This is a genomic window from Marivita sp. NO-S04 (assembly GCF_059070475.1).
The window spans coordinates 466,079-487,388 of record NZ_CM180980.1; the positions used below are offsets into that span (position 1 = coordinate 466,079).

General features: G+C 60.5%; 23 protein-coding genes, 1 pseudogene and 1 other annotated feature. Of the genes and pseudogenes, 10 read left to right on the forward strand and 14 right to left on the reverse strand.

Annotation, left to right across the window (positions count from 1 at the left end; all coding sequences use genetic code 11):
• Positions 1–24: 24 nt before the first annotated feature.
• The 4 genes from yghU to ACK3EW_RS02455 form a co-directional block, all read right to left on the reverse strand.
• On the reverse strand, positions 25–891 hold the full coding sequence (gene yghU, locus ACK3EW_RS02440) for a glutathione-dependent disulfide-bond oxidoreductase (RefSeq protein ID WP_493808307.1): 867 nt from the start codon (positions 889–891) through the stop codon (positions 25–27).
• 95 nt (positions 892–986) lie between these two features.
• The gene (locus ACK3EW_RS02445; protein WP_493808308.1) at positions 987–1,418 is read right to left on the reverse strand and encodes a DUF1489 family protein; all 432 of its coding nucleotides are present in this window, start codon (positions 1,416–1,418) and stop codon (positions 987–989) included.
• Positions 1,419–1,493: 75 nt separating this feature from the next.
• Positions 1,494–1,718, reverse strand: a complete 225-nt coding sequence (locus ACK3EW_RS02450) for a hypothetical protein (protein WP_493808309.1) — start codon at positions 1,716–1,718, stop codon at positions 1,494–1,496.
• A gap of 122 nt (positions 1,719–1,840) precedes the next feature.
• A complete protein-coding gene (locus ACK3EW_RS02455) occupies positions 1,841–2,047 on the reverse strand; it encodes a cold-shock protein (protein WP_085631526.1) in 207 nt (68 codons plus the stop codon).
• A gap of 334 nt (positions 2,048–2,381) precedes the next feature.
• On the opposite strand from ACK3EW_RS02455, the gene ACK3EW_RS02460 reads away from it, so the two are divergent.
• The 6 genes from ACK3EW_RS02460 (at position 2,382) to ACK3EW_RS02485 (ending at position 9,433) form a co-directional block, all read left to right on the forward strand.
• A complete protein-coding gene (locus ACK3EW_RS02460; protein ID WP_493808310.1) occupies positions 2,382–4,673 on the forward strand; it encodes an adenosylcobalamin-dependent ribonucleoside-diphosphate reductase in 2,292 nt (763 codons plus the stop codon).
• A gap of 330 nt (positions 4,674–5,003) precedes the next feature.
• Positions 5,004–6,116 carry an AAA family ATPase gene (locus ACK3EW_RS02465; protein ID WP_493808311.1) on the forward strand — a complete coding sequence of 371 codons (1,113 nt, stop codon included), beginning with the start codon at positions 5,004–5,006 and terminating at the stop codon, positions 6,114–6,116.
• A gap of 279 nt (positions 6,117–6,395) precedes the next feature.
• Positions 6,396–6,800, forward strand: a complete 405-nt coding sequence (gene tnpA, locus ACK3EW_RS02470; protein WP_301070753.1) for an IS66-like element accessory protein TnpA — start codon at positions 6,396–6,398, stop codon at positions 6,798–6,800.
• Complete coding sequence (gene tnpB, locus ACK3EW_RS02475) at positions 6,797–7,150, forward strand: IS66 family insertion sequence element accessory protein TnpB (RefSeq protein WP_301070749.1); 354 nt, start codon at positions 6,797–6,799, stop codon at positions 7,148–7,150. The genes tnpA (ACK3EW_RS02470) and tnpB (ACK3EW_RS02475) overlap by 4 nt, the downstream gene beginning before the upstream one ends.
• A 55-nt stretch (positions 7,151–7,205) precedes the next feature.
• Positions 7,206–8,774, forward strand: coding sequence for an IS66 family transposase (gene tnpC, locus ACK3EW_RS02480; RefSeq protein WP_301070747.1), 1,569 nt, complete (start codon positions 7,206–7,208; stop codon positions 8,772–8,774).
• A 407-nt stretch (positions 8,775–9,181) separates the two neighbouring features.
• Positions 9,182–9,433: a hypothetical protein gene (locus ACK3EW_RS02485; RefSeq protein WP_493808312.1), complete on the forward strand. Its 252-nt coding sequence runs from the start codon at positions 9,182–9,184 to the stop codon at positions 9,431–9,433.
• Positions 9,434–9,668: 235 nt separating this feature from the next.
• Here the strand turns inward: ACK3EW_RS02485 and ACK3EW_RS02490 are convergent, their stop codons facing one another.
• From ACK3EW_RS02490 to ACK3EW_RS02520, 7 genes are all read right to left on the reverse strand, one after another.
• Positions 9,669–10,124 carry a hypothetical protein gene (locus ACK3EW_RS02490; RefSeq protein ID WP_493808313.1) on the reverse strand — a complete coding sequence of 152 codons (456 nt, stop codon included), beginning with the start codon at positions 10,122–10,124 and terminating at the stop codon, positions 9,669–9,671.
• A gap of 114 nt (positions 10,125–10,238) precedes the next feature.
• Complete coding sequence (gene tnpC / locus ACK3EW_RS02495; RefSeq protein ID WP_301070747.1) at positions 10,239–11,807, reverse strand: IS66 family transposase; 1,569 nt, start codon at positions 11,805–11,807, stop codon at positions 10,239–10,241.
• Between the two features lie 55 nt (positions 11,808–11,862).
• Complete coding sequence (gene tnpB, locus ACK3EW_RS02500; RefSeq protein ID WP_301070749.1) at positions 11,863–12,216, reverse strand: IS66 family insertion sequence element accessory protein TnpB; 354 nt, start codon at positions 12,214–12,216, stop codon at positions 11,863–11,865.
• Positions 12,213–12,617, reverse strand: a complete 405-nt coding sequence (gene tnpA / locus ACK3EW_RS02505) for an IS66-like element accessory protein TnpA (protein ID WP_301070753.1) — start codon at positions 12,615–12,617, stop codon at positions 12,213–12,215. The genes tnpB (ACK3EW_RS02500) and tnpA (ACK3EW_RS02505) overlap by 4 nt, the downstream gene beginning before the upstream one ends.
• 155 nt (positions 12,618–12,772) lie before the next feature.
• A protein-coding gene (locus ACK3EW_RS02510) for an IS3 family transposase (protein ID WP_493808251.1) occupies positions 12,773–14,007 on the reverse strand; the annotation gives its coding sequence in 2 pieces (ribosomal slippage) (positions 12,773–13,707 and positions 13,707–14,007; 1,236 coding nt in all).
• Positions 13,604–13,720, reverse strand: a sequence feature (AL1L pseudoknot). Its footprint overlaps the gene before it by 117 nt.
• A 47-nt stretch (positions 14,008–14,054) precedes the next feature.
• Complete coding sequence (locus tag ACK3EW_RS02515; RefSeq protein WP_493808314.1) at positions 14,055–14,264, reverse strand: enoyl-CoA hydratase/isomerase family protein; 210 nt, start codon at positions 14,262–14,264, stop codon at positions 14,055–14,057.
• Positions 14,265–14,282: 18 nt separating this feature from the next.
• Positions 14,283–16,376, reverse strand: a complete 2,094-nt coding sequence (locus ACK3EW_RS02520; RefSeq protein ID WP_493808315.1) for an acetate--CoA ligase family protein — start codon at positions 16,374–16,376, stop codon at positions 14,283–14,285.
• A gap of 94 nt (positions 16,377–16,470) precedes the next feature.
• Here ACK3EW_RS02520 and ACK3EW_RS02525 point away from each other — a divergent pair, with 94 nt between their 5' ends.
• The 4 genes and pseudogenes from ACK3EW_RS02525 to ACK3EW_RS02540 form a co-directional block, all read left to right on the forward strand.
• Positions 16,471–17,403: a GlxA family transcriptional regulator gene (locus tag ACK3EW_RS02525; RefSeq protein ID WP_493808316.1), complete on the forward strand. Its 933-nt coding sequence runs from the start codon at positions 16,471–16,473 to the stop codon at positions 17,401–17,403.
• 304 nt (positions 17,404–17,707) lie between these two features.
• Positions 17,708–18,340 carry a tyrosine-type recombinase/integrase gene (locus ACK3EW_RS02530; RefSeq protein WP_493808317.1) on the forward strand — a complete coding sequence of 211 codons (633 nt, stop codon included), beginning with the start codon at positions 17,708–17,710 and terminating at the stop codon, positions 18,338–18,340.
• Between the two features lie 184 nt (positions 18,341–18,524).
• Positions 18,525–18,689 carry a DUF2805 domain-containing protein gene (locus ACK3EW_RS02535; RefSeq protein WP_493809681.1) on the forward strand — a complete coding sequence of 55 codons (165 nt, stop codon included), beginning with the start codon at positions 18,525–18,527 and terminating at the stop codon, positions 18,687–18,689.
• A gap of 169 nt (positions 18,690–18,858) precedes the next feature.
• Positions 18,859–19,025 (forward strand): annotated as a pseudogene (locus tag ACK3EW_RS02540) (IS5/IS1182 family transposase); the annotation flags it as partial.
• Here the strand turns inward: ACK3EW_RS02540 and ACK3EW_RS02545 are convergent.
• The 3 genes from ACK3EW_RS02545 to ACK3EW_RS02555 all read right to left on the reverse strand — a co-directional run bounded on the left by ACK3EW_RS02545 (position 19,020) and on the right by ACK3EW_RS02555 (position 21,207).
• Positions 19,020–19,376: a DUF5368 domain-containing protein gene (locus tag ACK3EW_RS02545; protein ID WP_493808318.1), complete on the reverse strand. Its 357-nt coding sequence runs from the start codon at positions 19,374–19,376 to the stop codon at positions 19,020–19,022. The pseudogene ACK3EW_RS02540 and the gene ACK3EW_RS02545 overlap by 6 nt on opposite strands.
• A gap of 11 nt (positions 19,377–19,387) precedes the next feature.
• Positions 19,388–20,695, reverse strand: coding sequence for an FAD-dependent oxidoreductase (locus ACK3EW_RS02550; protein ID WP_493808319.1), 1,308 nt, complete (start codon positions 20,693–20,695; stop codon positions 19,388–19,390).
• Positions 20,696–20,769: 74 nt separating this feature from the next.
• A complete protein-coding gene (locus tag ACK3EW_RS02555) occupies positions 20,770–21,207 on the reverse strand; it encodes a hypothetical protein (protein ID WP_493808320.1) in 438 nt (145 codons plus the stop codon).
• Positions 21,208–21,310: the final 103 nt, after the last annotated feature.

The window sequence follows — 21,310 nt, forward strand, 5'->3', positions numbered from 1 at the left end:
GTTTGGCGCGCGCGGTGCGGCGGCTTATTCAGCGGCTGCGACCTTGTCTTGTGTCTTGGTGTCGAAATCGGACGCGTCGTGACGTTCGTGAAGCTGTTCGCTGGGGTCGCCAAAGGCGCGGTTGACCATGCGGCCACGCTTGGCGGCCGGGCGCGCGTCAATCGCTTTGGCCCAGCGGACCACGTTTGTGTAGCTTTCGACATCCAGAAATTCGGCGGCGTTGTAGAGCCGACCCAGAACAAGCCCGCCGTACCAAGGCCAGATCGCCATATCGGCGATGGTGTAGTCAGGGCCGCTGATGAAGTCGTGATCTGCCAGTTGCCGATCAAGAACGTCCAGCTGGCGCTTGGCCTCCATCGCGAAGCGGTTGATCGGGTATTCCATCGGTTCTGGTGCGTAGGCATAGAAATGGCCAAAGCCGCCGCCCAGATAAGGCGCGCTGCCCATCTGCCAGAACAGCCAGCTCAGCATTTCGGCGCGGTTTTCCGATGCGCCGAGGAAGGCGTCGAACTTTTCGGCCAGATGCATCAGGATCGCGGCGGATTCGAACACGCGCACAGGCGTGTCGCCAGAGCGGTCCATCAGGGCGGGGATCTTGGAGTTCGGGTTGATGTCGACAAAACCCGAGCCGAACTGGTCGCCATCGCCGATCTTGATCAGCCACGCGTCATACTCGGCGCCGGTGTGACCTGCGGCCAGCAGCTCTTCCAGCATGATGGTCACCTTTTGGCCGTTCGGGGTGGCAAGGCTGTAAAGCTGGAACGGGTGTTTGCCGACGGGCAGTTCCTTGTCATGGGTTGCGCCTGCAATGGGGCGGTTGGTGCTGGCGAATTTTCCGCCGTTTTCCTTGTCCCACGTCCAGACTTTTGGGGGGGTGTAGCTGTCGGTCATGTTGACTGTCCTGATCACTGATGGCTTGACGCCCAACCTAAGGTTTGTTGGCCCACGCTGCCAGTGCAGCCGTGCAGGGCTTATGTGCGTGTGGGTCAGAGCACGCCGATTTCAGCCAATGCGCCTGCCAGTTCTGGGGGCAATGTGTCGTCGTTCAGGCGCGATTTGCCAAGATCGGGTGGCGCGTCTTCGGGTTTGAGATAGCGCCAGCCCTGAAACGGGCGTTTGGGGGCAGTGGCGGTGCGGACCAATTCGGGTTCCAGAACGATACCGCAGCGGCGGATACCGTCGTCGCCGGTGATTTCTTCCAGACCGATGATGCGTTGGCGGGCTTGCAGCAATCCTTTGACAACCCAATAGATCGACCCGCCGTTCAGCAGCTCGGCTTCGCGCTTGGGCCACATGCGTGTGAGGTGGTAATATTGGCCGTTCGCCCGCTGTTTGGAGCGGTTTTGCTGCCAATCCTCGATCTGCTCAACACTGTCGGAGCCGACAGAGAGTTTGATGAGGTGAATTGTGCCTGCCATTTGTCTGTCCCCCGCCGGTCAGATCATAGCGGGCGTGAGGCCGGGTTCAAGCGGCGCAGTTGGGTTTGGACGCGGTTATTTCGATGTGGTTTTTCGGGTCTTGGCTTTGGTCGCAGGCGTTTTGCCGCTGTCCGAGGCTTCGCGTTCAAGCCGCGTCTTGCGCAGGCGTTGGGTTTTCGCTTCGCGTTGTTCGGTTTCCGTGTCGAGCATCTCGCGGACGACGCGGGTGGTTTTGTCCATCACGGTTTCTGCGCGTGTCTGGGGTGCCTTGAAGAGAGTGTCTTTTGTCAACTTTGCCATCATTCAATCTCCTTGACGGTGAGGGGCCATTGGGGGCCCCGTCTTGAGGGGTGACGTCGTCAAACGAAAAAGCGGGCGCTGTCCGAGAACCGCGCCCGCTTAGAAATCAGTCGTACCTAGGCTTATGCCAGAGCAAGATTTGTCGCGCTTTCGCGGCCATCACGGCCACTTTCAACGTCGAACGTCACAGCCTGACCATCGTCAAGCTGGTGAATTCCGGCGCGTTCCAGCGCGGAGATGTGTACGAAGATGTCCTTCGAACCATGCTCGGGTGCGATAAAGCCAAAGCCTTTTGTGCCGTTGAACCATTTCACGGTGCCATTTGCCATCGTGTTGTCTCCTAGAATTTTTTCGCCACCCGCAACATGCGATGGCCCGGCTCAGTGTCGTCGTAGGATCGCCTGAGGCCGTTAGGAAACAGAAGGTCGTCGGAAGAATCTTTGCCCGACTGATATGTGGGGGATCAGGTAGGAATACAATGTTTATTCTCGTTATGGGCGAAATAAGCCCTGCATTGCCAAAAACCGAACGCTGATTTATCCACAGGGTTCTCCACAGGCGGCGCAGGATGTGGTAGGGTGATCGCCCACGCAATCTAGACGTTGTGGATTTGTCGATTTTTGCGCTATCTTGTCTGTCTGCCGCCACAGGGGAATCGCCGCCATGTCTCGCTTTACCGCTCCGATTGCTGAACAGATCTGGGATATGAAATACCGCCTGAAAGAGGCGGATGGCACTGCGCTGGACACCACGGTCGAGGACACGTGGCGCAGGATTGCGCGGTCCTTGGCCGAGGTGGAAGCAGAGTCGAAGGTCTGGGAAGATCGGTTTTACGGCGCGCTAGAGGATTTCAAATACCTGCCCGCCGGCCGCATCACAGCGGGTGCGGGGACGGCGCGTTCGGTAACGCTGTTCAACTGCTTTGTGATGGGCACAATCCCAGACAGCATGGGTGGCATTTTCGAAATGCTGAAAGAGGCTGCGCTGACAATGCAGCAGGGCGGCGGGATCGGCTATGATTTCAGCACGATCCGGCCCAAGGGGGCAGGGGTCAAAGGTGTGGCGGCGGATGCCTCGGGGCCATTGTCCTTCATGGATGTGTGGGACGCGATGTGCCGCACCATCATGTCGGCAGGGTCGCGGCGCGGTGCGATGATGGCGACGATGCGCTGCGATCACCCGGATATCGAGGATTTCATCGGGGCCAAGGCGGATGCGGCACGGCTGCGCATGTTCAACCTGTCGGTGCTCGTCACGGATGACTTTATGGAAGCGGTCAAGACGGACGGGTCATGGGATTTGGTCTTTGACGGCAAGGTCTACCGCACTGTGCAGGCACGCGATCTGTGGAACCGCGTCATGCGCGCGACCTATGATTATGCCGAACCCGGCGTGATCTTCATCGACCGGATCAATCAGGCCAACAACCTGAGCTATGTCGAGACCATCGCGGCCACGAACCCCTGCGGTGAACAACCCTTGCCGCCCTATGGTGCCTGTCTGCTGGGGTCGATCAACATGGCGCGGCTGGTGACGGACCCGTTCGAGGACGCGGCGGCGCTGGATGAGGACGCGCTGAACGACTTGGTCGCGACCGCCGTGCGGATGATGGACAACGTGGTGGACGCCTCGCGGTTTCCGTTGGAGGCGCAGCGGGCGGAGGCACATGCCAAACGGCGCATCGGCTTGGGTGTAACCGGGCTGGCGGATGCGCTTTTGATGCTGGGTCTGCGCTATGGCTCGGACGAGGCGGCGCGCCAGACCGAGGACTGGTTGCACGCGATTGCCCGCGCCGCGTATCTGGCGTCGGTGCAATTGGCCAAGGAAAAGGGCGCGTTCCCGCTCTTCGATGCCGACAAGTACCTTGCATCTGGCACCATGCAGATGATGGACGAGGATGTGCGCGACGCGATCCGAGAACACGGCATCCGCAACGCGCTGCTCACGTCGATTGCGCCGACGGGGACGATCTCGCTTTACGCTGGCAACGTGTCGTCGGGGATCGAGCCGGTCTTTGCCTATGCCTACACGCGCAAGGTCTTGCAGAAGGACGGCACCCGCACCGAGGAAGAGGTGGTCGATTACGCGGTGCAGATGTGGCGCGAGAAATTCGGCGACCGGGCGTTGCCAGAGTACTTTGTGAACGCGCAAACTTTGGCGCCGCTAGAGCATGTGAAGATGCAGGCAGCGGCGCAGAAATGGGTGGATTCTTCGATTTCCAAGACGATCAACTGCCCCGAAGATATCAGTTTCAAGGCGTTCAAGGACGTCTACATGGAGGCCTTCGAGACCGGCTGTAAAGGCTGCACGACCTATCGTCCGAACGATGTGACCGGGTCTGTGTTGAGTGTGTCGGAGGAAAAGAAGGCCGATGCGCCAGAGGTTGTGACGTCTTCAGACGAAGAACCGCAGCAGCCGCATGGTGACGTGATTTACATGTCCGAACCGCTCGATCGGCCCAAAGCGCTGGAAGGCGCAACCTACAAGCTGAAATGGCCCGACAGCGAACACGCGATTTACCTGACGATCAACGATATTATCGTCGGTGGGCACCGTCGCCCCTTCGAGGTGTTCATCAACTCCAAGAACATGGAGCATTTCGCGTGGACCGTCGCCCTGACGCGGATGATCTCGGCTGTGTTCCGGCGCGGGGGCGATGTGTCCTTCGTGGTCGAGGAACTCAAAGCGGTGTTCGATCCGCGCGGCGGCGCCTGGGTGAACGGCAAGTACATTCCGTCGATCCTCGCCGCCATCGGCGGAGTGATCGAACAGCATATGATCGCCATTGGGTTCCTTGCAGGCGAAGGCATGGGCCTCAAATCCGACCCGCAGGCGCAGGTGGTGAACCTGTCCGGCGGACGCGGTAAGGCGTGCCCAAGCTGCGGACAGTATGACATGCGTATGGTCGAAGGTTGCATGACGTGTGGGTCATGTGGGCATAGCAAGTGTGGGTGAGGGGTAGTGAACCGCCCCGGTATCTGATCAGCCAACCGATAAGTTTCCATTTTGGGTAAAAAACGTTCCATTATCGAGGTATAAATTTTCCATTGGCCTCTAAGCCATTGAAAATAAACGTGACCGAAAAAGCGCTGCACCGGGTTGGTGTGGTGCTTTTTGCATGGTGCTGGCGGGGTTGACGGAGGGGGTAAATGCCGGTCTTTGTGTGCCCATGATCACGCTTATCCATACCCGACATCTCATACGACGCTCTTTTTGAGCCTTCGTAACCGCCGCGCCTGATGGGGCAGGCGGTGCCTTCTATGAGATTCCGGACATGGACACGACATGCGCATCAAGATCATTGACCTCCCGACTTACGAGACCGACCCCAAAATCATCGCCGAGCATCTGCAAAAGGTACTCAAGGAGATCCGGAAGAAGAAACTGGCCCGCGACTTGATCGGGGAGGACGAACGGTCCGCCGAGTTCGAGGTGGATGATTTCGACGAGTTTGCGGAGACGCTCTCCAGCGGTATCGACCTGACCATGTTCGACAAACGGCGCATCGCAGACCGTGCCTCGAAGCTCGCCAAAGCTCGGGTGACGGCCGCAGGCGCGTCGCATCTGAAGCGCGAGGAATATGATCGGCTGAAGCCCTGCCTTCCTGGCATGTCCGCGGTGATGCCGCAGAGCGAAGACTGGGCGGATGAGGTGGCGGCGGTCCTGCACGAGGACATGCCCTGGATGGCACGGGCGACGGAATACGCTTGGCACGAGCTACGGCTGGCGGCCAGCCGCGGTGATCCGATCACGATCCGTCCCGTCATCCTGAATGGACCACCGGGCATCGGAAAGAGCGTCTGGGCCCGCGCCCTGGCGGAGGCCCTGCATGTGCCCATGGCCGAGATCGACGCGAGCAAGGGCGGCGCGGGGATGGCGCTTGTCGGTCTTGAGCGTGGTTGGGGAACGGCGCAGGCGGGACGCCCGATCGACCTCATGCTGACCAAGCGCGTGGCAAACCCGCTGATCATCGTAGACGAGATCTGCAAGGCCACATCAAGGACCTCCATGCGAGGACCGACCTATTCCTTCGCCGATGCGCTCTTGTCGCTCCTGGAGCCTGCAACGGCGCGTGGTTGGGAATGCCAGTATTTTCGTGTTCAGTTCGATATGTCTCACCTGTCGTGGATTTTGACGTCGAACAATGTGCATCTGGTGTCGGAACCGGTCCGGAGCCGCTGCGAGGTGATCGACATCCCGGATGTCACGATGGAGCAAATGCAAAGCTTTGCCGCCAAACAGGCCGCCAAGATCGGGCTTTCGGCGGGATCGCTCGACGCAATCCTCGAGGCTATTGCGCGGGCACCCGAACTCATTGGACGGCGGATGAGCTTAAGGGATGTGATCCGCATGCTGTCCCGCGCGGAGATGCTTCAGGGGCGGCCATCGCTGCATTAAGGGGGGAGAAAGCGCCCGAAATCGGTGTCCCGGAGGCTGCTGATTCTCCGGGATATGAACGCCCATGGACGTCGTCGGCCGTGTCTTCAGGCTGCCAGCGTTCTGGATATCGAACAGAACTGTTTCTGTTTGCGAAATGGCACATCCCAAGCCTGCGCATGCGAAAACAAGTCATCAAATTCAATGGTTTCTCTGTAAGCGCTGTGTGGCGCCCACCTTCTCTTGATCCTTGTGATTTGAGACTCACGCCCTGTTGGATAACAGGAGGTGAGTTTCGCCATGGAGACTACGAACGAGTTTCTCACGCGTTTGGGCGTTGAGGTCTCACGGACCGGGAGCCGACGGTGGCCAGATCGTGTGAAAGCGCGGATCGTGGCAGAAACGCTGGTGCCTGGAGCAACGGTGAATGACGTTGCGCGCAAGTATAACCTTCGCCCGAACCACCTGTCGGGATGGCGGCGGCTGGCCAAGGATGGTGAACTTGTTTTGCCCGCGCCAGAGGCTGACACGGACTTCGCCCCGTTGGTGATGTTCGATGTCGAAAGTTCGCCATCGGCGGAAGATACGGGTTCGGCGAGTAGGGCAATCGAGATCGTAGCTGGATCGGTTTCTGTCCGGCTGGACGGTGCCACGCCTGCAGCCCGGATTGGGGACATCGTGCGTGCGCTTGGGGGTGGCGCATGATCTTCCCTTCGAACCGTGTGCGCATTTTGGTGGCAACGCAGCCGGTTGACTTCAGAAAAGGACACGACGGGCTGACAGCCATGGTGCAGACCGTGCTCCGCAAAGATCCGTTCACCGGGACAGTGTTCCTGTTTCGGGCCAAGCGCTTGGACCGGCTGAAGCTTCTCTATTGGGACGGCAGCGGTCTGGTCATGGCCTACAAACGGCTCGAGGACACGACCTTCACCTGGCCCACGATCAAGGACGGAATGATGGCGCTGAACCACGCACAGTTCGAGGCGCTTTTTTCCGGGCTGGACTGGCGCAAGGTCAAGGCGCTGGAGACCCGCCCACCAGCTGCGGCGGAGTGACTCGGGGCGACGAATGCAGGGATCATGGCTTTGATCCCAGTGTATAATACTGATCATGAGCGCCGCTGCCAAAGACCTCGATCTGTCCGTCCTGCCACCGGAATACCGCGTAGCTTTTGAGGCCTTGAAGGCAAAAGCTGCGCGGGCCGCGGAGCTGGAGGACATCGTCAAACGTCTTGAGCATCTGGTGGCCGAGCTGAACCAGGTGGTCCACGGCAAGAAGTCCGAGAAGCTCAGCGAAGATGATCGCCAGCTGACCTTCGAGGATCTTGAAGCTGCCGTCGCCGAGGCCCGTGAACAAAAGAAGGTGCAGACGCCCGGAGACGACAAGCCCAAGCGAAAGCGAGTGGCCAGGCGCAACCGCGGCAACCTGCCCGCCGGTTTGCCACGCATCGAGCAGGTAGTCGAACCCGACAGCCTGATGTGCCCCTGTGGTTGCGGGCAGATGCACAGGATCGGCGAGGACCGCAACGAGCGGCTCGACATCGTCCCGGCACAGTGCCGTGTGATCGTGACGGTCCGCCCAAAATATGCCTGCCGCACCTGCACCGATGGGGTCACACAAGCACCGACGCCCGCATGGCTGATCGAGGGCGGGCTCCCAACCGAAGGCGCCATCGCGCATGTTCTGGTCAGCAAATATGCGGACCATGCCCCGCTCTACCGACAATCACAGATCCTCGCCCGCTCTGGCATCGACATTCACCGCTCGACGCTGGCTGATTGGGTCGGTGTGGCAGCTTTCCACCTTGGACCCATCGTGGACCGGCTGGCCGAGCACCTGAAGACATCCACGAAGCTGTTCATGGACGAAACCACGGCGCCGGTCCTCGATCCGGGCCGCGGGCGGACAAAAACAGGCTACCTCTGGGCTCTGGCGCGCGATGATCGGTCATGGGGCGGCGATGATCCCCCCGGGGTCGTCTTTTTCTATGCTCCCGATCGCCGCGGGGAGAATGCCGAGAAATTCCTGACCGGCTTCAACGGCACGCTGCAACTCGATGGCTACCAGGGCTACAACCGGCTGACGCGCCCTGACCGCAAGGGCGGTGATCCGATCGTTGTCGCCCATTGCTGGGCGCATGCGCGTCGCAAGCTCAAGGAAATCTTCGATCGCGATGGTTCCGAGATCGCCGCCGAGGGCCTGCGCCAGATCGCAGGAATCTATGCCGTCGAGAAAGACATCCGCGACACGTCCCCGGGCCAGCGCCTGTCAGCGCGCCAGGCACGATCCGCGCCACTGGTCGAAGCCTTCGGCATCTGGCTACAAGCGCAGCGCCTGCGCATCTCGGCCAAATCGCGCCTCGGAGAGAAGCTTGCCTACATCCACCGACACTGGGATGGTTTGCAGACCTTCCTGACGGACGGACGCGTCGAGATCGACTCCAACAAGGTCGAAAATCTGGTCAGGCCGATTGCTTTGAACAGGAAAAACGCATTGTTCGCCGGTCATGACGAGGGGGGCAAGGCATGGGGCCGCATCGCATCCCTGATCGAGACCGCCAAGATCAACGCCATCGAGCCTTTCGCCTATCTCAAGGCTACGCTCGAAGCCATTGCGGCCGGACATCCGCAACACCGCATCGACGAGTTGCTTCCTTGGAACTTCCAGCCGTCAAGCTGAAACCCAAGTGCCCTTCAGACACCGCTTACGTTTCTCTTATGTAAGATAAAAACATCAGGAATGACGGAGGCGTTTGTCCGCAAGCGTCTTCATAGGCCGACAGCGACAAGGCCCGCTTGTTTCTTTATTCGGCGCCCCCGGACTTCAAGCTGCTTGAAGCATGGATTTTTGCATGGTCGTTGAATTGCTGAGGGGCAATGCACGGGTGTTTCAATGCGGAAATTCATATGTCGATACGTCATCATCGAGAACGGCAAACGGCCAAGCGGGTCACATCAGATCAAGCGAAAGCATCGCCTTGCTGCAGGGTGGAGGACCATATCAGGAGCGCCTCCCTGACTGCTGCAACAGAGCTGCGCCGATCACGAAATCCAACTACCAATTCTACGTCTTGAAAGCTGACCGATATGAATGACGAAGAAGCACCGAGATATTTCAATTTGGAAGATCGCCAGCGTCAGAAAGCGCTGTCGCGGCAAAGAGACGAGGAGCGCCTCGCCAGGGGTGAAATCACCCCAAGTGAGTTGCAGCGGGAAAACATGCCGTTCCGCAAACTGCGCCGTGATCGCATCATGTTTGCGCGCTGTCCAAAGACTGGGGAGCCGAGATACCTTGCATTGGACCCCAAGCCGAAGCCGAAGGATGACGAGAACATGTAGGGCGGCTCCATCTGTTGGTGTTTTTGCGTGGCTGAGAGTCAACTGCATGCCGCCAGCGGTTCCTGCCGTGTCGCTTTGTTATCCGGCCAAACAGGAACGGCCCATGAGCCGCCATTTATCATCACACTCCATCGCTGCAGTGCAAATCGTCAATCCAGACGTTCGCCGCACCCACAAATTCTCAAAGGTGGCGAATTCTCAAATAGGTGGGAAGGAGGTCCATCGACGTGTGGAGTTAACCAATTTGTTGTGGCAGTTTTTCTTGGCGCTCAGTCCTCAATCTCGGCCGCAGATCAAGAAAGTGAACTGCTATCGACAAGGCACCCGCCGAAGCTTGTTCAATTCGCTCCGCCTCTTCGCGTAGAAGGAGAAAAAGCTCATCCACACCAATCCGCGGCCCGCCGTCCGGATGGTCCCACTTCCGATCTTTCGCAAGGGTCACCATCAAGGCACCGGCTCGGCTGTGCTCCGCTGACATGTACTTTTTCACCAGCTGATTCCCGATTGTATCGCGCAAGTCTTTAGCTGTGCGTCCATCCCCGAGCTTGAGCTCGATCACCGCCTCATGGGGAGAAGCCGCAGAACGCAATCTGATATCGGTTTCTTTTTCGTCTGCGGTTACGGCCTCTTGGTCCACAGTGTAGATTGAGTTGGCCGCATGGCTCAACTCTCGAGCGATTTCTCGACGCATGACCTTCTCGTCTGATATCCCTGCCCAAGCCTCTCGCGGTGAAGCATCACGGAGAAGAAGGTCATCGAGGTCAGATAGCCTATCCGTAAGCGGTGTCTGAAGGGCACTTGGGTTTCAGCTTGACGGCTGGAAGTTCCAAGGAAGCAACTCGTCGATGCGGTGTTGCGGATGTCCGGCCGCAATGGCTTCGAGCGTAGCCTTGAGATAGGCGAAAGGCTCGATGGCGTTGATCTTGGCGGTCTCGATCAGGGATGCGATGCGGCCCCATGCCTTGCCCCCCTCGTCATGACCGGCGAACAATGCGTTTTTCCTGTTCAAAGCAATCGGCCTGACCAGATTTTCGACCTTGTTGGAGTCGATCTCGACGCGTCCGTCCGTCAGGAAGGTCTGCAAACCATCCCAGTGTCGGTGGATGTAGGCAAGCTTCTCTCCGAGGCGCGATTTGGCCGAGATGCGCAGGCGCTGCGCTTGTAGCCAGATGCCGAAGGCTTCGACCAGTGGCGCGGATCGTGCCTGGCGCGCTGACAGGCGCTGGCCCGGGGACGTGTCGCGGATGTCTTTCTCGACGGCATAGATTCCTGCGATCTGGCGCAGGCCCTCGGCGGCGATCTCGGAACCATCGCGATCGAAGATTTCCTTGAGCTTGCGACGCGCATGCGCCCAGCAATGGGCGACAACGATCGGATCACCGCCCTTGCGGTCAGGGCGCGTCAGCCGGTTGTAGCCCTGGTAGCCATCGAGTTGCAGCGTGCCGTTGAAGCCGGTCAGGAATTTCTCGGCATTCTCCCCGCGGCGATCGGGAGCATAGAAAAAGACGACCCCGGGGGGATCATCGCCGCCCCATGACCGATCATCGCGCGCCAGAGCCCAGAGGTAGCCTGTTTTTGTCCGCCCGCGGCCCGGATCGAGGACCGGCGCCGTGGTTTCGTCCATGAACAGCTTCGTGGATGTCTTCAGGTGCTCGGCCAGCCGGTCCACGATGGGTCCAAGGTGGAAAGCTGCCACACCGACCCAATCAGCCAGCGTCGAGCGGTGAATGTCGATGCCAGAGCGGGCGAGGATCTGTGATTGTCGGTAGAGCGGGGCATGGTCCGCATATTTGCTGACCAGAACATGCGCGATGGCGCCTTCGGTTGGGAGCCCGCCCTCGATCAGCCATGCGGGCGTCGGTGCTTGTGTGACCCCATCGGTGCAGGTGCGGCAGGCATATTTTGGGCGGACCGTCACGATCACACGGCACTGTGCCGGGACGATGTCGAGCCGCTCGTTGCGGTCCTCGCCGATCCTGTGCATCTGCCCGCAACCACAGGGGCACATCAGGCTGTCGGGTTCGACTACCTGCTCGATGCGTGGCAAACCGGCGGGCAGGTTGCCGCGGTTGCGCCTGGCCACTCGCTTTCGCTTGGGCTTGTCGTCTCCGGGCGTCTGCACCTTCTTTTGTTCACGGGCCTCGGCGACGGCAGCTTCAAGATCCTCGAAGGTCAGCTGGCGATCATCTTCGCTGAGCTTCTCGGACTTCTTGCCGTGGACCACCTGGTTCAGCTCGGCCACCAGATGCTCAAGACGTTTGACGATGTCCTCCAGCTCCGCGGCCCGCGCAGCTTTTGCCTTCAAGGCCTCAAAAGCTACGCGGTATTCCGGTGGCAGGACGGACAGATCGAGGTCTTTGGCAGCGGCGCTCATGATCAGTATTATACACTGGGATCAAAGCCATGATCCCTGCATTCGTCGCCCCGAGTCACTCCGCCGCAGCTGGTGGGCGGGTCTCCAGCGCCTTGACCTTGCGCCAGTCCAGCCCGGAAAAAAGCGCCTCGAACTGTGCGTGGTTCAGCGCCATCATTCCGTCCTTGATCGTGGGCCAGGTGAAGGTCGTGTCCTCGAGCCGTTTGTAGGCCATGACCAGACCGCTGCCGTCCCAATAGAGAAGCTTCAGCCGGTCCAAGCGCTTGGCCCGAAACAGGAACACTGTCCCGGTGAACGGATCTTTGCGGAGCACGGTCTGCACCATGGCTGTCAGCCCGTCGTGTCCTTTTCTGAAGTCAACCGGCTGCGTTGCCACCAAAATGCGCACACGGTTCGAAGGGAAGATCATGCGCCACCCCCAAGCGCACGCACGATGTCCCCAATCCGGGCTGCAGGCGTGGCACCGTCCAGCCGGACAGAAACCGATCCAGCTACGATCTCGATTGCCCTACTCGCCGAACCCGTATCTTCCGCCGATGGCGAACTTTCGACATCGAACATCACCAACGGGGCGAAGTCCGTGTCAGCCTCTGGCGCGGGCAAAACAAGTTCACCATCCTTGGCCAGCCGCCGCCATCCCGACAGGTGGTTCGGGCGAAGGTTATACTTGCGCGCAACGTCATTCACCGTTGCTCCAGGCACCAGCGTTTCTGCCACGATCCGCGCTTTCACACGATCTGGCCACCGTCGGCTCCCGGTCCGTGAGACCTCAACGCCCAAACGCGTGAGAAACTCGTTCGTAGTCTCCATGGCGAAACTCACCTCCTGTTATCCAACAGGGCGTGAGTCTCAAATCACAAGGATCAAGAGAAGGTGGGCGCCACACAGCGCTTACGCCTATCCTTCATAGTCGCAAACATGGACTGAACCGCCCCGGGTTTACCGGAGAGTTTCTGGTTCAATAGTTAGGCTGCTTTTTCGTCAGCGTTCAAGCTTGCGTAGAATGCCTCCTCTGCTTCTTGTGGCGTGATGTAACCGACGGCGCTGTGAAGGCGGGTGTTGTTATACCAGTCGACCCATTTCAGAGTTTCCCATTCGACCTGACCGACCGACTTCCAGGGGCCGAGGAACTTGATGACCTCGGTCTTGAACAGGCCGATGATGCTTTCGGCGAGGGCATTATCATAGGAATCGCCGACGCTTCCGACCGAGGTATCGATGCCGGCCTCTGCGAGCCGCTCGGTGTATCGGATCGACAGGTATTGGCTGCCACGATCACTGTGATGGATCAATTTGTCAGCCTCAGACGGCGCCCTCTGGCAGATGGCCTGGTTCAGGGCATCCAAGACGAAACCAGTCGTCATCGAGGTCGAGACCCGCCAGCCAACGATCTTGCGGGCGAAGACGTCGATGATGAAAGCCACGTAGACCATTCCTTGCCAGCTGGAAACATAGGTGAAGTCGCTGACCCAAAGCTGGTTTGGCATGTCCGCCACGAAGGCTCGGTTTACCTTATCGTGCGGGCAAGGTTGTGCCGTATCGGGGTTGGTGGTGATCACCTTCTTGCCCCGCACAACGCCTTGTAATCCCATGACCTGCATCAACCTCTCCACCGTGCAGCGGGCGATATCATGGCCACTGCGGCGTAGCTGGTGCCAGACCTTGCGCGCGCCATATCGGCCCCGGCTGCCCTCGAAGGCCTGCTTGATCGCAGCCATGTCCAGCTGATCCTGCCTGGCCCGGTCCGATGCCAGATCCGGATCACGCTCCACGGCCTTGAAGGCGTAATAAGTCGATGGTGCGATCCCCAGAACCCGGCAGATCGGCCCGACACCATGGACACAACGGTGATCATCAATGAACGCGATCATTTGCGGAATGGGCGGTCGAGCTCCGCCGCTGCGAAATATGCGCTGGCCTTCTTCAGGATCTCGTTGGCCTGGCGCAGTTCACGGACCTCACGCTCAAGTTCCTTGATCCGATCCTTCTCGGCACTTGTCAGACCGGCCCGCTGCCCGGCATCGCGTTCGGCCTGCTGACACCAGACCCGCAGACTGTCCGGCGAACAGCCAAGCTTCGGCGCGATGGCCTTATAGGCGGCCGTATCGCTGGAATAATCGGTACGGTTCTCTCGAAACATCCGAACACCGCGTTCGCGAAGCTCGGCCGGATAGGCGGGGGTGAATCTCTGCTTTGTCATAGGGCTCATCCTTTGAGTGTTTTACTCTCCGGTAAACCCGGGGCGGTTCAGCCGCGCCCCGCACCACGGATGACGATGACGTTCACGTCCTCGTCGCAGTCGGCGCGCAACAGCCCCGCCTGAAGCTCGGCGATCAGGCGCAGGTTCATCGCGTTGAGCTTTTCCGGCCGGTTCAGCGTTAGCCAGCAAACATGTTCGTCGTCCACCTCATAGACGAGGTGCTTGTATTCGGTGGTCTCGGGCGTGATGCCTTGCATGGTTTTTTCCTCCTCGCGTCAGGCGACGCGTTCCTTGCGTTCCGCCAGTTTCAGGACCGCATCCACGGCGAGCGCGCCCTTGCGCCCGACGAGAATCGGGTTGACCTCGATTTCCTCAGCGCCCTCGGCCAGGGCGAACGCGGCCAGCGCCTCGAGCGCGTCGAGAAGCGCCTCCCGGTCGCCTGTTGGCCGGCCGCGCCAGCCCTTCAGCCGCTCCGACACCTTCAACCGGTCGAGCGCACGCGCAATTTCGGCGCGCTCGAAGGGCGCGGCCAAAAGCGTGCTGTCGTTCCAAAGCTCCGCCTCGACGCCGCCGCCCGCAATCATCATCACTGGCCCGACCGATGGGTCGTGCGTGACCGATGCCATGACTTCGGCCACGACATCCGGCGCCATCGCCTCGACCAGCACCGCGTTCAGGGGGATGTCGGGGACGTGCCGCGCCATCTCGGCCCGCATCCCTTCGACGGCTTCGCGAACCGCTTGGGCCGAACCAAGCCCGATGCGGACTGCCCCCGCCTCAGTCTTGTGCAGCAGCCGCGCGTCGAGCGCCTTCAGCGCCACTGGAAAGCCGATCTCCGCCGCGGCCTCGGCTGCCCGATCGGGCACCGTAACTCGCGCGACCGGCACCGCGACGCCAGCCGCCGACAGCTTCGCCTTTGCCGCGGCCTCGTCATGGCGCGCACCGGGTACAGGCGCGGAGATGCGCACGTCGGTCAGCCGCTCCGGCCTCGCTGCCAGCAAGACATCGCGCCGTTCACGCCACCAGACCGCGTGGTTCAGCGCCCGTATGCATTCTTCGAGCCCCTGCATCGCGGCAAGGCCAAGACTCTGTGTATGGTCGCGGGCATGGGCCGGGAAGCAATCGACCATCGGCGCGATCTGCAACGCCGCCACGTCGCGCCCCCGGCAAGCAGCGCCCAACGCCTCGACCTGGGCAGCGTATTCGCTCACGTCCCACATGCCCGCACGGGGATAGTTCTGCACCATCAGCGCGAGGTCATAGCCCTCGTCGAGAAGCGCGGAATAGATCGCGGTCTGCCGCTCCGTGTCGTTCCAGGCGGCCATGGTCACGTCCTGCGGATTGCAGGGCATAGCGATCGACGGCAGTAGCGCGCGGAGCCGTTCGGCCCGCTCTCCGATCGGCTGCGGCAGGTCGAAGCCGCCCGCGCTCAGATGGTCGGCGAGCATCACGCCCAGCACGCCCGAGACCGAGGCGACAAGCGCCCGCCGCCCCTTTGGGATCTGACCCGAGTTGATCAACTTCAGCGTCTCGAAGAACTCCGATTCCGAGGCGACCGAGATGATGCCCAGCCGGTCGAACAGCGCCTCCCATGCCGCGCCGGCGCCGGTCATCGAGGCTGTATGCGACGCCGCCGCCCGCGAACCGGCCTCGGTCCGACCGAACTTGATCGCGACGATGGGCTTGCCGAGCCTGAGCGCCTTCGCCGCCGCCCGGCGCAGCCCCGCGACATCGCGCAAGCCCTCTAACGAAAGCCCCACGGCGGTCACGCGCGGGTCGTCGAGCAGGTAGTCCGCGCAGGCCTCCAGCCCCGTCACCGCCTGGTTGCCGCCGCCGACCATATGGGTGATCGCCAACCCCCGGTCTGAAAAGACCGCGTCGCAGAGCAGACCGCCGCCCTGGCTGACGATGGCGACGCCTTTCGCGACGGAATGCACCCCGAACTGATCCATCATCGCCGCCATTGGGTCGGCGAAGTTCACGAGCCCTACGGAATTGGGTCCGAGCACCGCCATGTCCCCGGCCGCCGCCACGAGCCGCGCCTGAAGGCCGCCACCCTCGGTTCCGGTCTCGGCGAAGCCCGCCGCGTTGCAGACGGCGGCGCGGCAGCCCATCTTCCGCAAGCCCTCGATGGCCTCGATCGCCGCTTCCCTGCGGATCGCGACGAAGGCGAGATCCGGCACCTCCGGCAGGTCCTCAATGCGCGGGACGCAAGGATAGCCCTGCAAGGTCTCGTATTTCGGGTTGACGACCCAGGTCGATCCGGAGAAGCCCAGATCCCGGTGGTATTTCAGCGCCGGGTTGAGGTTGCTGCCGCCGATGAAAGCGACCGATTTCGGTCGGAAGAGTAGGTTGAGCCGGTGTGCCATGGACGATCCCGATCAGATTCTGCTTGATCCGAGCGTAGCGGCGGGCAGAACTGGAAGGATGACTTCAACGAACGAAAAACTGACCTGAACGGACATGAAGACGATCACCATCGTCATCGGCGAGGGCTTCCCGCTGCTTTCGCTTTCGCTCGTCACCGAGCCCTTGCGGGTGGCCAACCGCGAATGCCCCAAGCCGGTCTTCCGCTGGTGCGTGCTCTGCGTGGACGGGCAGACGCCGCGCTCCTCCTCGGGCCGCGCGCTCGAAATCGACGGCCCCCTGGACGAGGCGCCGACCGACGCGGTGATCCTGCTCGCCTCCTATGCGCCGGACCGGATGAAGTCCGACGCCTTCCTCGGCTGGCTCCGCCGCCGCGCCCGGGCCGGCTGCCTCATGGGCTGCGTCGACACCGGGGCGCTGTTGTTCGCCGAGGCAGGGCTTCTCAATCGTCGCCCGGCTGCCGTGCATCACGAGGCCATCGTCGGATTCCGCGAAAGTCGCGGCGAGGCGTATTTCGTTGATCGCCTCTTTGACCTCGACGGCGATCGCTGTTCCAGCGCCGGCGGGGTCGTGACCATCGACATGACCCTGGCATTGATCGCGCATTACCAAGGACCGCGCCTCGCGCGGCGCGTGGCCGAGATCTTGAACTACCGTCCTCTGGCCTCGAGCCGTGCAGATGGTTCTTTCGGGTTCGACTGGTCCGTTCCTCGGCTCGACCGGACGCTCGCGAAAGCGATCGAGATGATGCTTGCGAACATGGAAAACCCGCTTGCCATCGGCGACATTACCGACCGATTGGAACAGCCCGAATGGAAGCTCCGGCGGCTCTTCCTCCGCCATCTCGGTCAGTCGCCGCAGGCCTATTATCTCGAACTCCGGCTCGACCGGGCACGCAACCTACTCCGCAACTCGCACGAAAGGATCGGCAGCATCGCGCTCATGTGCGGGTTCCCGGCACCCGAGAGCCTAAGCCGGGCCTATCGTCAAAGATTTGGTGTCGCGCCAAGCGAGGACAGGGAGCTGTAGAAGTGGCGCCCGCGCGCCGCGTGGGATCGGAAGGCTCAATTGCCTGAAGTATTCGGGCTGCGAGAACTCAGACCAATGGGGCGGCACGGACGTAGAAAACCGATATACGAACGGCGGCTTTGAGAGACCCTTCCCCGCAGCGACGTCGGCATTGCGCGCTTCGCTCCAGTTCGGGCGGTGCAAAGCATCGGGTAGTAATGGGCTCAAACCAGACCTCGGAGGCAGTGCAGAAACTTGTGATATGCTGGTTTGGTCAACGTCGGGTTGTCGATGTGGGTGGGCGTGGTGGATCGGAGGATCCGTCATGGAAACATCAAACTTACCCGCCATCCGCGCGCTGCGCCCAGCTTGGAACAAGGGCCGGATCGTCGGTCAGAAAAGGCCGCTCAAGCCCAAACATGTTTGGGCGATCAGGGTGCGTCTAGAACTGGCGAAGAACCATCGTGATCTGGCCCTCTTCAATCTTGCAATCGACAGCAAGCTGCGTGGCTGCGATCTGGTGAAGATGAAGGTGGTCGATGTCATGGCGTCAGGCCAAATCAAGGAGCGCGCTTCGGTACTGCAGAGCAAGACCCAGAAACCCGTCCGCTTCGAAATCTCAGAAGGCACGCGTGCATCGCTCACAAGGTGGATGCGAGAGCCTCTCATGGTCGGATCCGAATTCCTTTGGCCTGGGCGTTTTCACGAGCGGCTTCACATCTCGACCCGCCAGTACGCGCGGATTGTACGTGACTGGGTGACTTCCATTGGTCTGGAGGCCAGCGCCTACGGCACGCATTCGATGAGGCGAACGAAGGTGACCCAAATCTATAAGAAAACAGGCAATCTTCGGGCAGTCCAGCTGTTGTTGGGCCACACCAAGATGGACAGCACTGTCAGATACCTTGGCGTTGAGCTTGAAGATGCGCTAGCGATCGCCGAAGCTATAGAAATCTAAAAGCATGGGCCGTCTTCACAGACGGCCCGAACCTGACCTTCATGCCCCGCGCTGCCGGGGATCGCTCAGCCAAGAGCGGACGTTCGTTGTTCAACTGCTTGCTTCGAAAGCACAACCGACTAGCTCTATAGGTATGACGAAAAGAGAAAATATATCCGAAGAACAAATCAGCGAGATTGTCGAAATGGCGCTGTCTGATGATATTCAATTCGTGGACATTGAGCGCGAGTACGGGCTCGCCGAGAAGACTGTCAAAGCTCTTATGCGAGACACCCTTAAGCCCGGAAGCTACAAGTCCTGGCGAAAGCGTGTGCGTGTTTTTTCGGACCGCCGCGCGCACTACAAATAGCCATTTCGGCCCAGTCCAGACCTTCGCCATCTCGTCACCCGCTGCGGTGCAGCGCAACAGACCTGACATTTGCTCCATGTGCGGCATTTGTTCCGTGGCGAAGTTTCGAACAGCGAAAGCGAACTGCCGTTTACTACGTCGGTGCCATTGACGATGCCTAAGGCAATGTAAAAAGCCGGTCAAATTTGACACACGTCAATACAAACACCGCAACGATATCGAGATGATGTTCGGCCGGCTCAAAGAGTAGCAGCGCGTCGCCCCCAGACATGACGGATGCTCAAGGCTTTCTTCTCGGCAATCGCACTCGCTGCGGCAGTCATCTATTGGCTATGAGTCCCTATGGTTAGGGCGCAACAAGGATTGGACTGTGTAAACCAGAATTGCGGTTCCGACGGCTCCGGCGGCGGCAATGCCCAGGAACACAATGATGTCGACCGGCCCACCAAGGTCGCTCAGTTTCGAACTGGTCATCACCAGAACAAACCAGATCGCAAGAACGGCACCGACCGGCATGGAGAGTTGCGCCAGCAGGAATTTCCGCCACGAGATGCTATGATCCCGGATCAGAACGTAGATGTATCCTGCTGTCACAAGCGCTGCGACGGCCACCATTGTCCAGAAAAGGCCGATGCCGAAGATCTCTTCGAAGACGGCGAGGATTGTGCCAAATGTCATGTCTTTCATGTCAGGTCTCCTTACGCGCGTCCGCGCAACATCGCGTTATAGGTCGCTTTCAAGGCGACTTCCTTCATCAGCCAACTGATCCAAAGCTCTTCCAGCGGCGCGATGATGCCGGGAAAGGACGGCGTCAGGTTGTTGTTGTAGTCGAACTCGACAAGCATCGCGCGGCCAACCCTGGTGATCATCGGGCAGGATGTGTAGCCGTTATACGTTTCTGTCGCCTCGCGGCCTTCGATGGCCGAGATCAACCCGTCTTCAACCACGGGGACCTGCCATTTGACGGACGCGGCGGTCTTGCCCTTGGGTACCCCTGCCACGTCGCCAAGCGCCCAGATCGTGTCGTAGCGCAGGTGCCGCAAGGTCGCCATGTCGCATTCGACCCACCCCTGATCGGTCCACTTGTCGGTCCAACTCAGGCCCGATTGGCGGATCACCTTGGGCGCACGCTGCGGCGGAATGACGTGGATATAGTCATATTCCATCGTCACGCTGCCTTCGGGCGTGTCGAAAGTGGCAGTTTTGGCACCTGCATTCAGCCCGCGCAGAACATGCGAATATTCGGGCGTGATACCCCGGTCGCCGAACAGCATCCGCACCTTTTCGGATACGATGGGTACACCGAAGAGACTGTCATTATTTGACATGTAACGCACGTCGAGCTTGCCGCGCGTGCCGGCCGTCCGTGCGATATCTTCGATCAGGAAGGTGTGCTTGAGCGGCGCACCGGCGCATTTCATCTCGGTGGCGGGGCGCGTGAAAAGCCCCACACCTCCGGTTTCGGTGTAGGCCTGCGCGGCTTTCCAGGTCGCGGCGGCATATTGCGGCCCGGCATAAAGCGCACCGATGCCGTTCTGCCCCACCATATCGAGCGAGAAACCTTCGATTGCATCGTGGTCCAGCACCAGACCGGGTGCGACCACGAGGAAATCATAGGATACTTTCTGGCCACCGGCGGTGTCGACCGTCTTAGCCTCGGGATCAATCGCGGCAGCCGTTTCGGCGATCAGGGTCACGCCATCGGGCAACCAGTCGGTGGTTTTCGACACCACGTAATTCGCCGGTTTGAGCCCTGCCGCGACCAGTGACAGGCCGGGTTGATAGAGATGCTCGGCACGCGGGTCGATCAGCGTGATTTCGGCTCCGTTCAGCCGATGGACCAACCGGTTCGCCAGTGCAGTGCCACCAGCACCGGCGCCGATGATGACAATGCGTGCTTTGGTTGCGATCTGGGCGTCGGCGCGTTCTGCGGCACCGGTCGCGGCGAGCGCGGCACCACCTGCCGCCAGAGACAGGATCTCTCGTCTGTTCAGCTTGAATTCCATGAGTGTATTCCTCCGTATACATCCGAAGCGAAGATGAAAAAGCCCGCGCACCTATGGGTCCGCGGGCCATGGTGTCAGTAGCTGGCGATCCGTGCGTTCGGCGCGATCATTGCAGCGGCCATAGCTGGCGGCTGGGCGACAGTAACACCGTCCATCAGCGCATCCGCCTGCATGCCTTTGCCCGGCAGATAGATCGCGCAGACCTCGACCTTGGCGTTGGGCATCTCGGCGATCTTGCCAAGCAGACCTTTCGGGCTCATGTCGCGCGGCGGTTGTGGTGCGGTCGCCGAGGCCGGTGCGTCTTTCAACGCGATGTCGCCTGCCGGACCGCAGAGCAGGATATGCGGGGCCGCGCCTTGTTGTGCCGCTTGCATCGCCAGGACCATCGCCATCAGCTGGGTCTGCGGCTCTGGCGCGGTGAGAATCGTGACCAGCGTGTCGGGAGCCTCTTGCGCAAGGGCCGGTCCAGTCAATGTAAGTGCGGCACAAGCTGCAAGGATGAGGTTTTTCATTTCGGATGTCCTATTGTGATCAGGGGTTTAAGAGAAATCTTGGGGCGCGGACCCCTCGCCATAACGGGGCCCGCGCTGGACTGGGGGAGGAAGGAACAAGCCC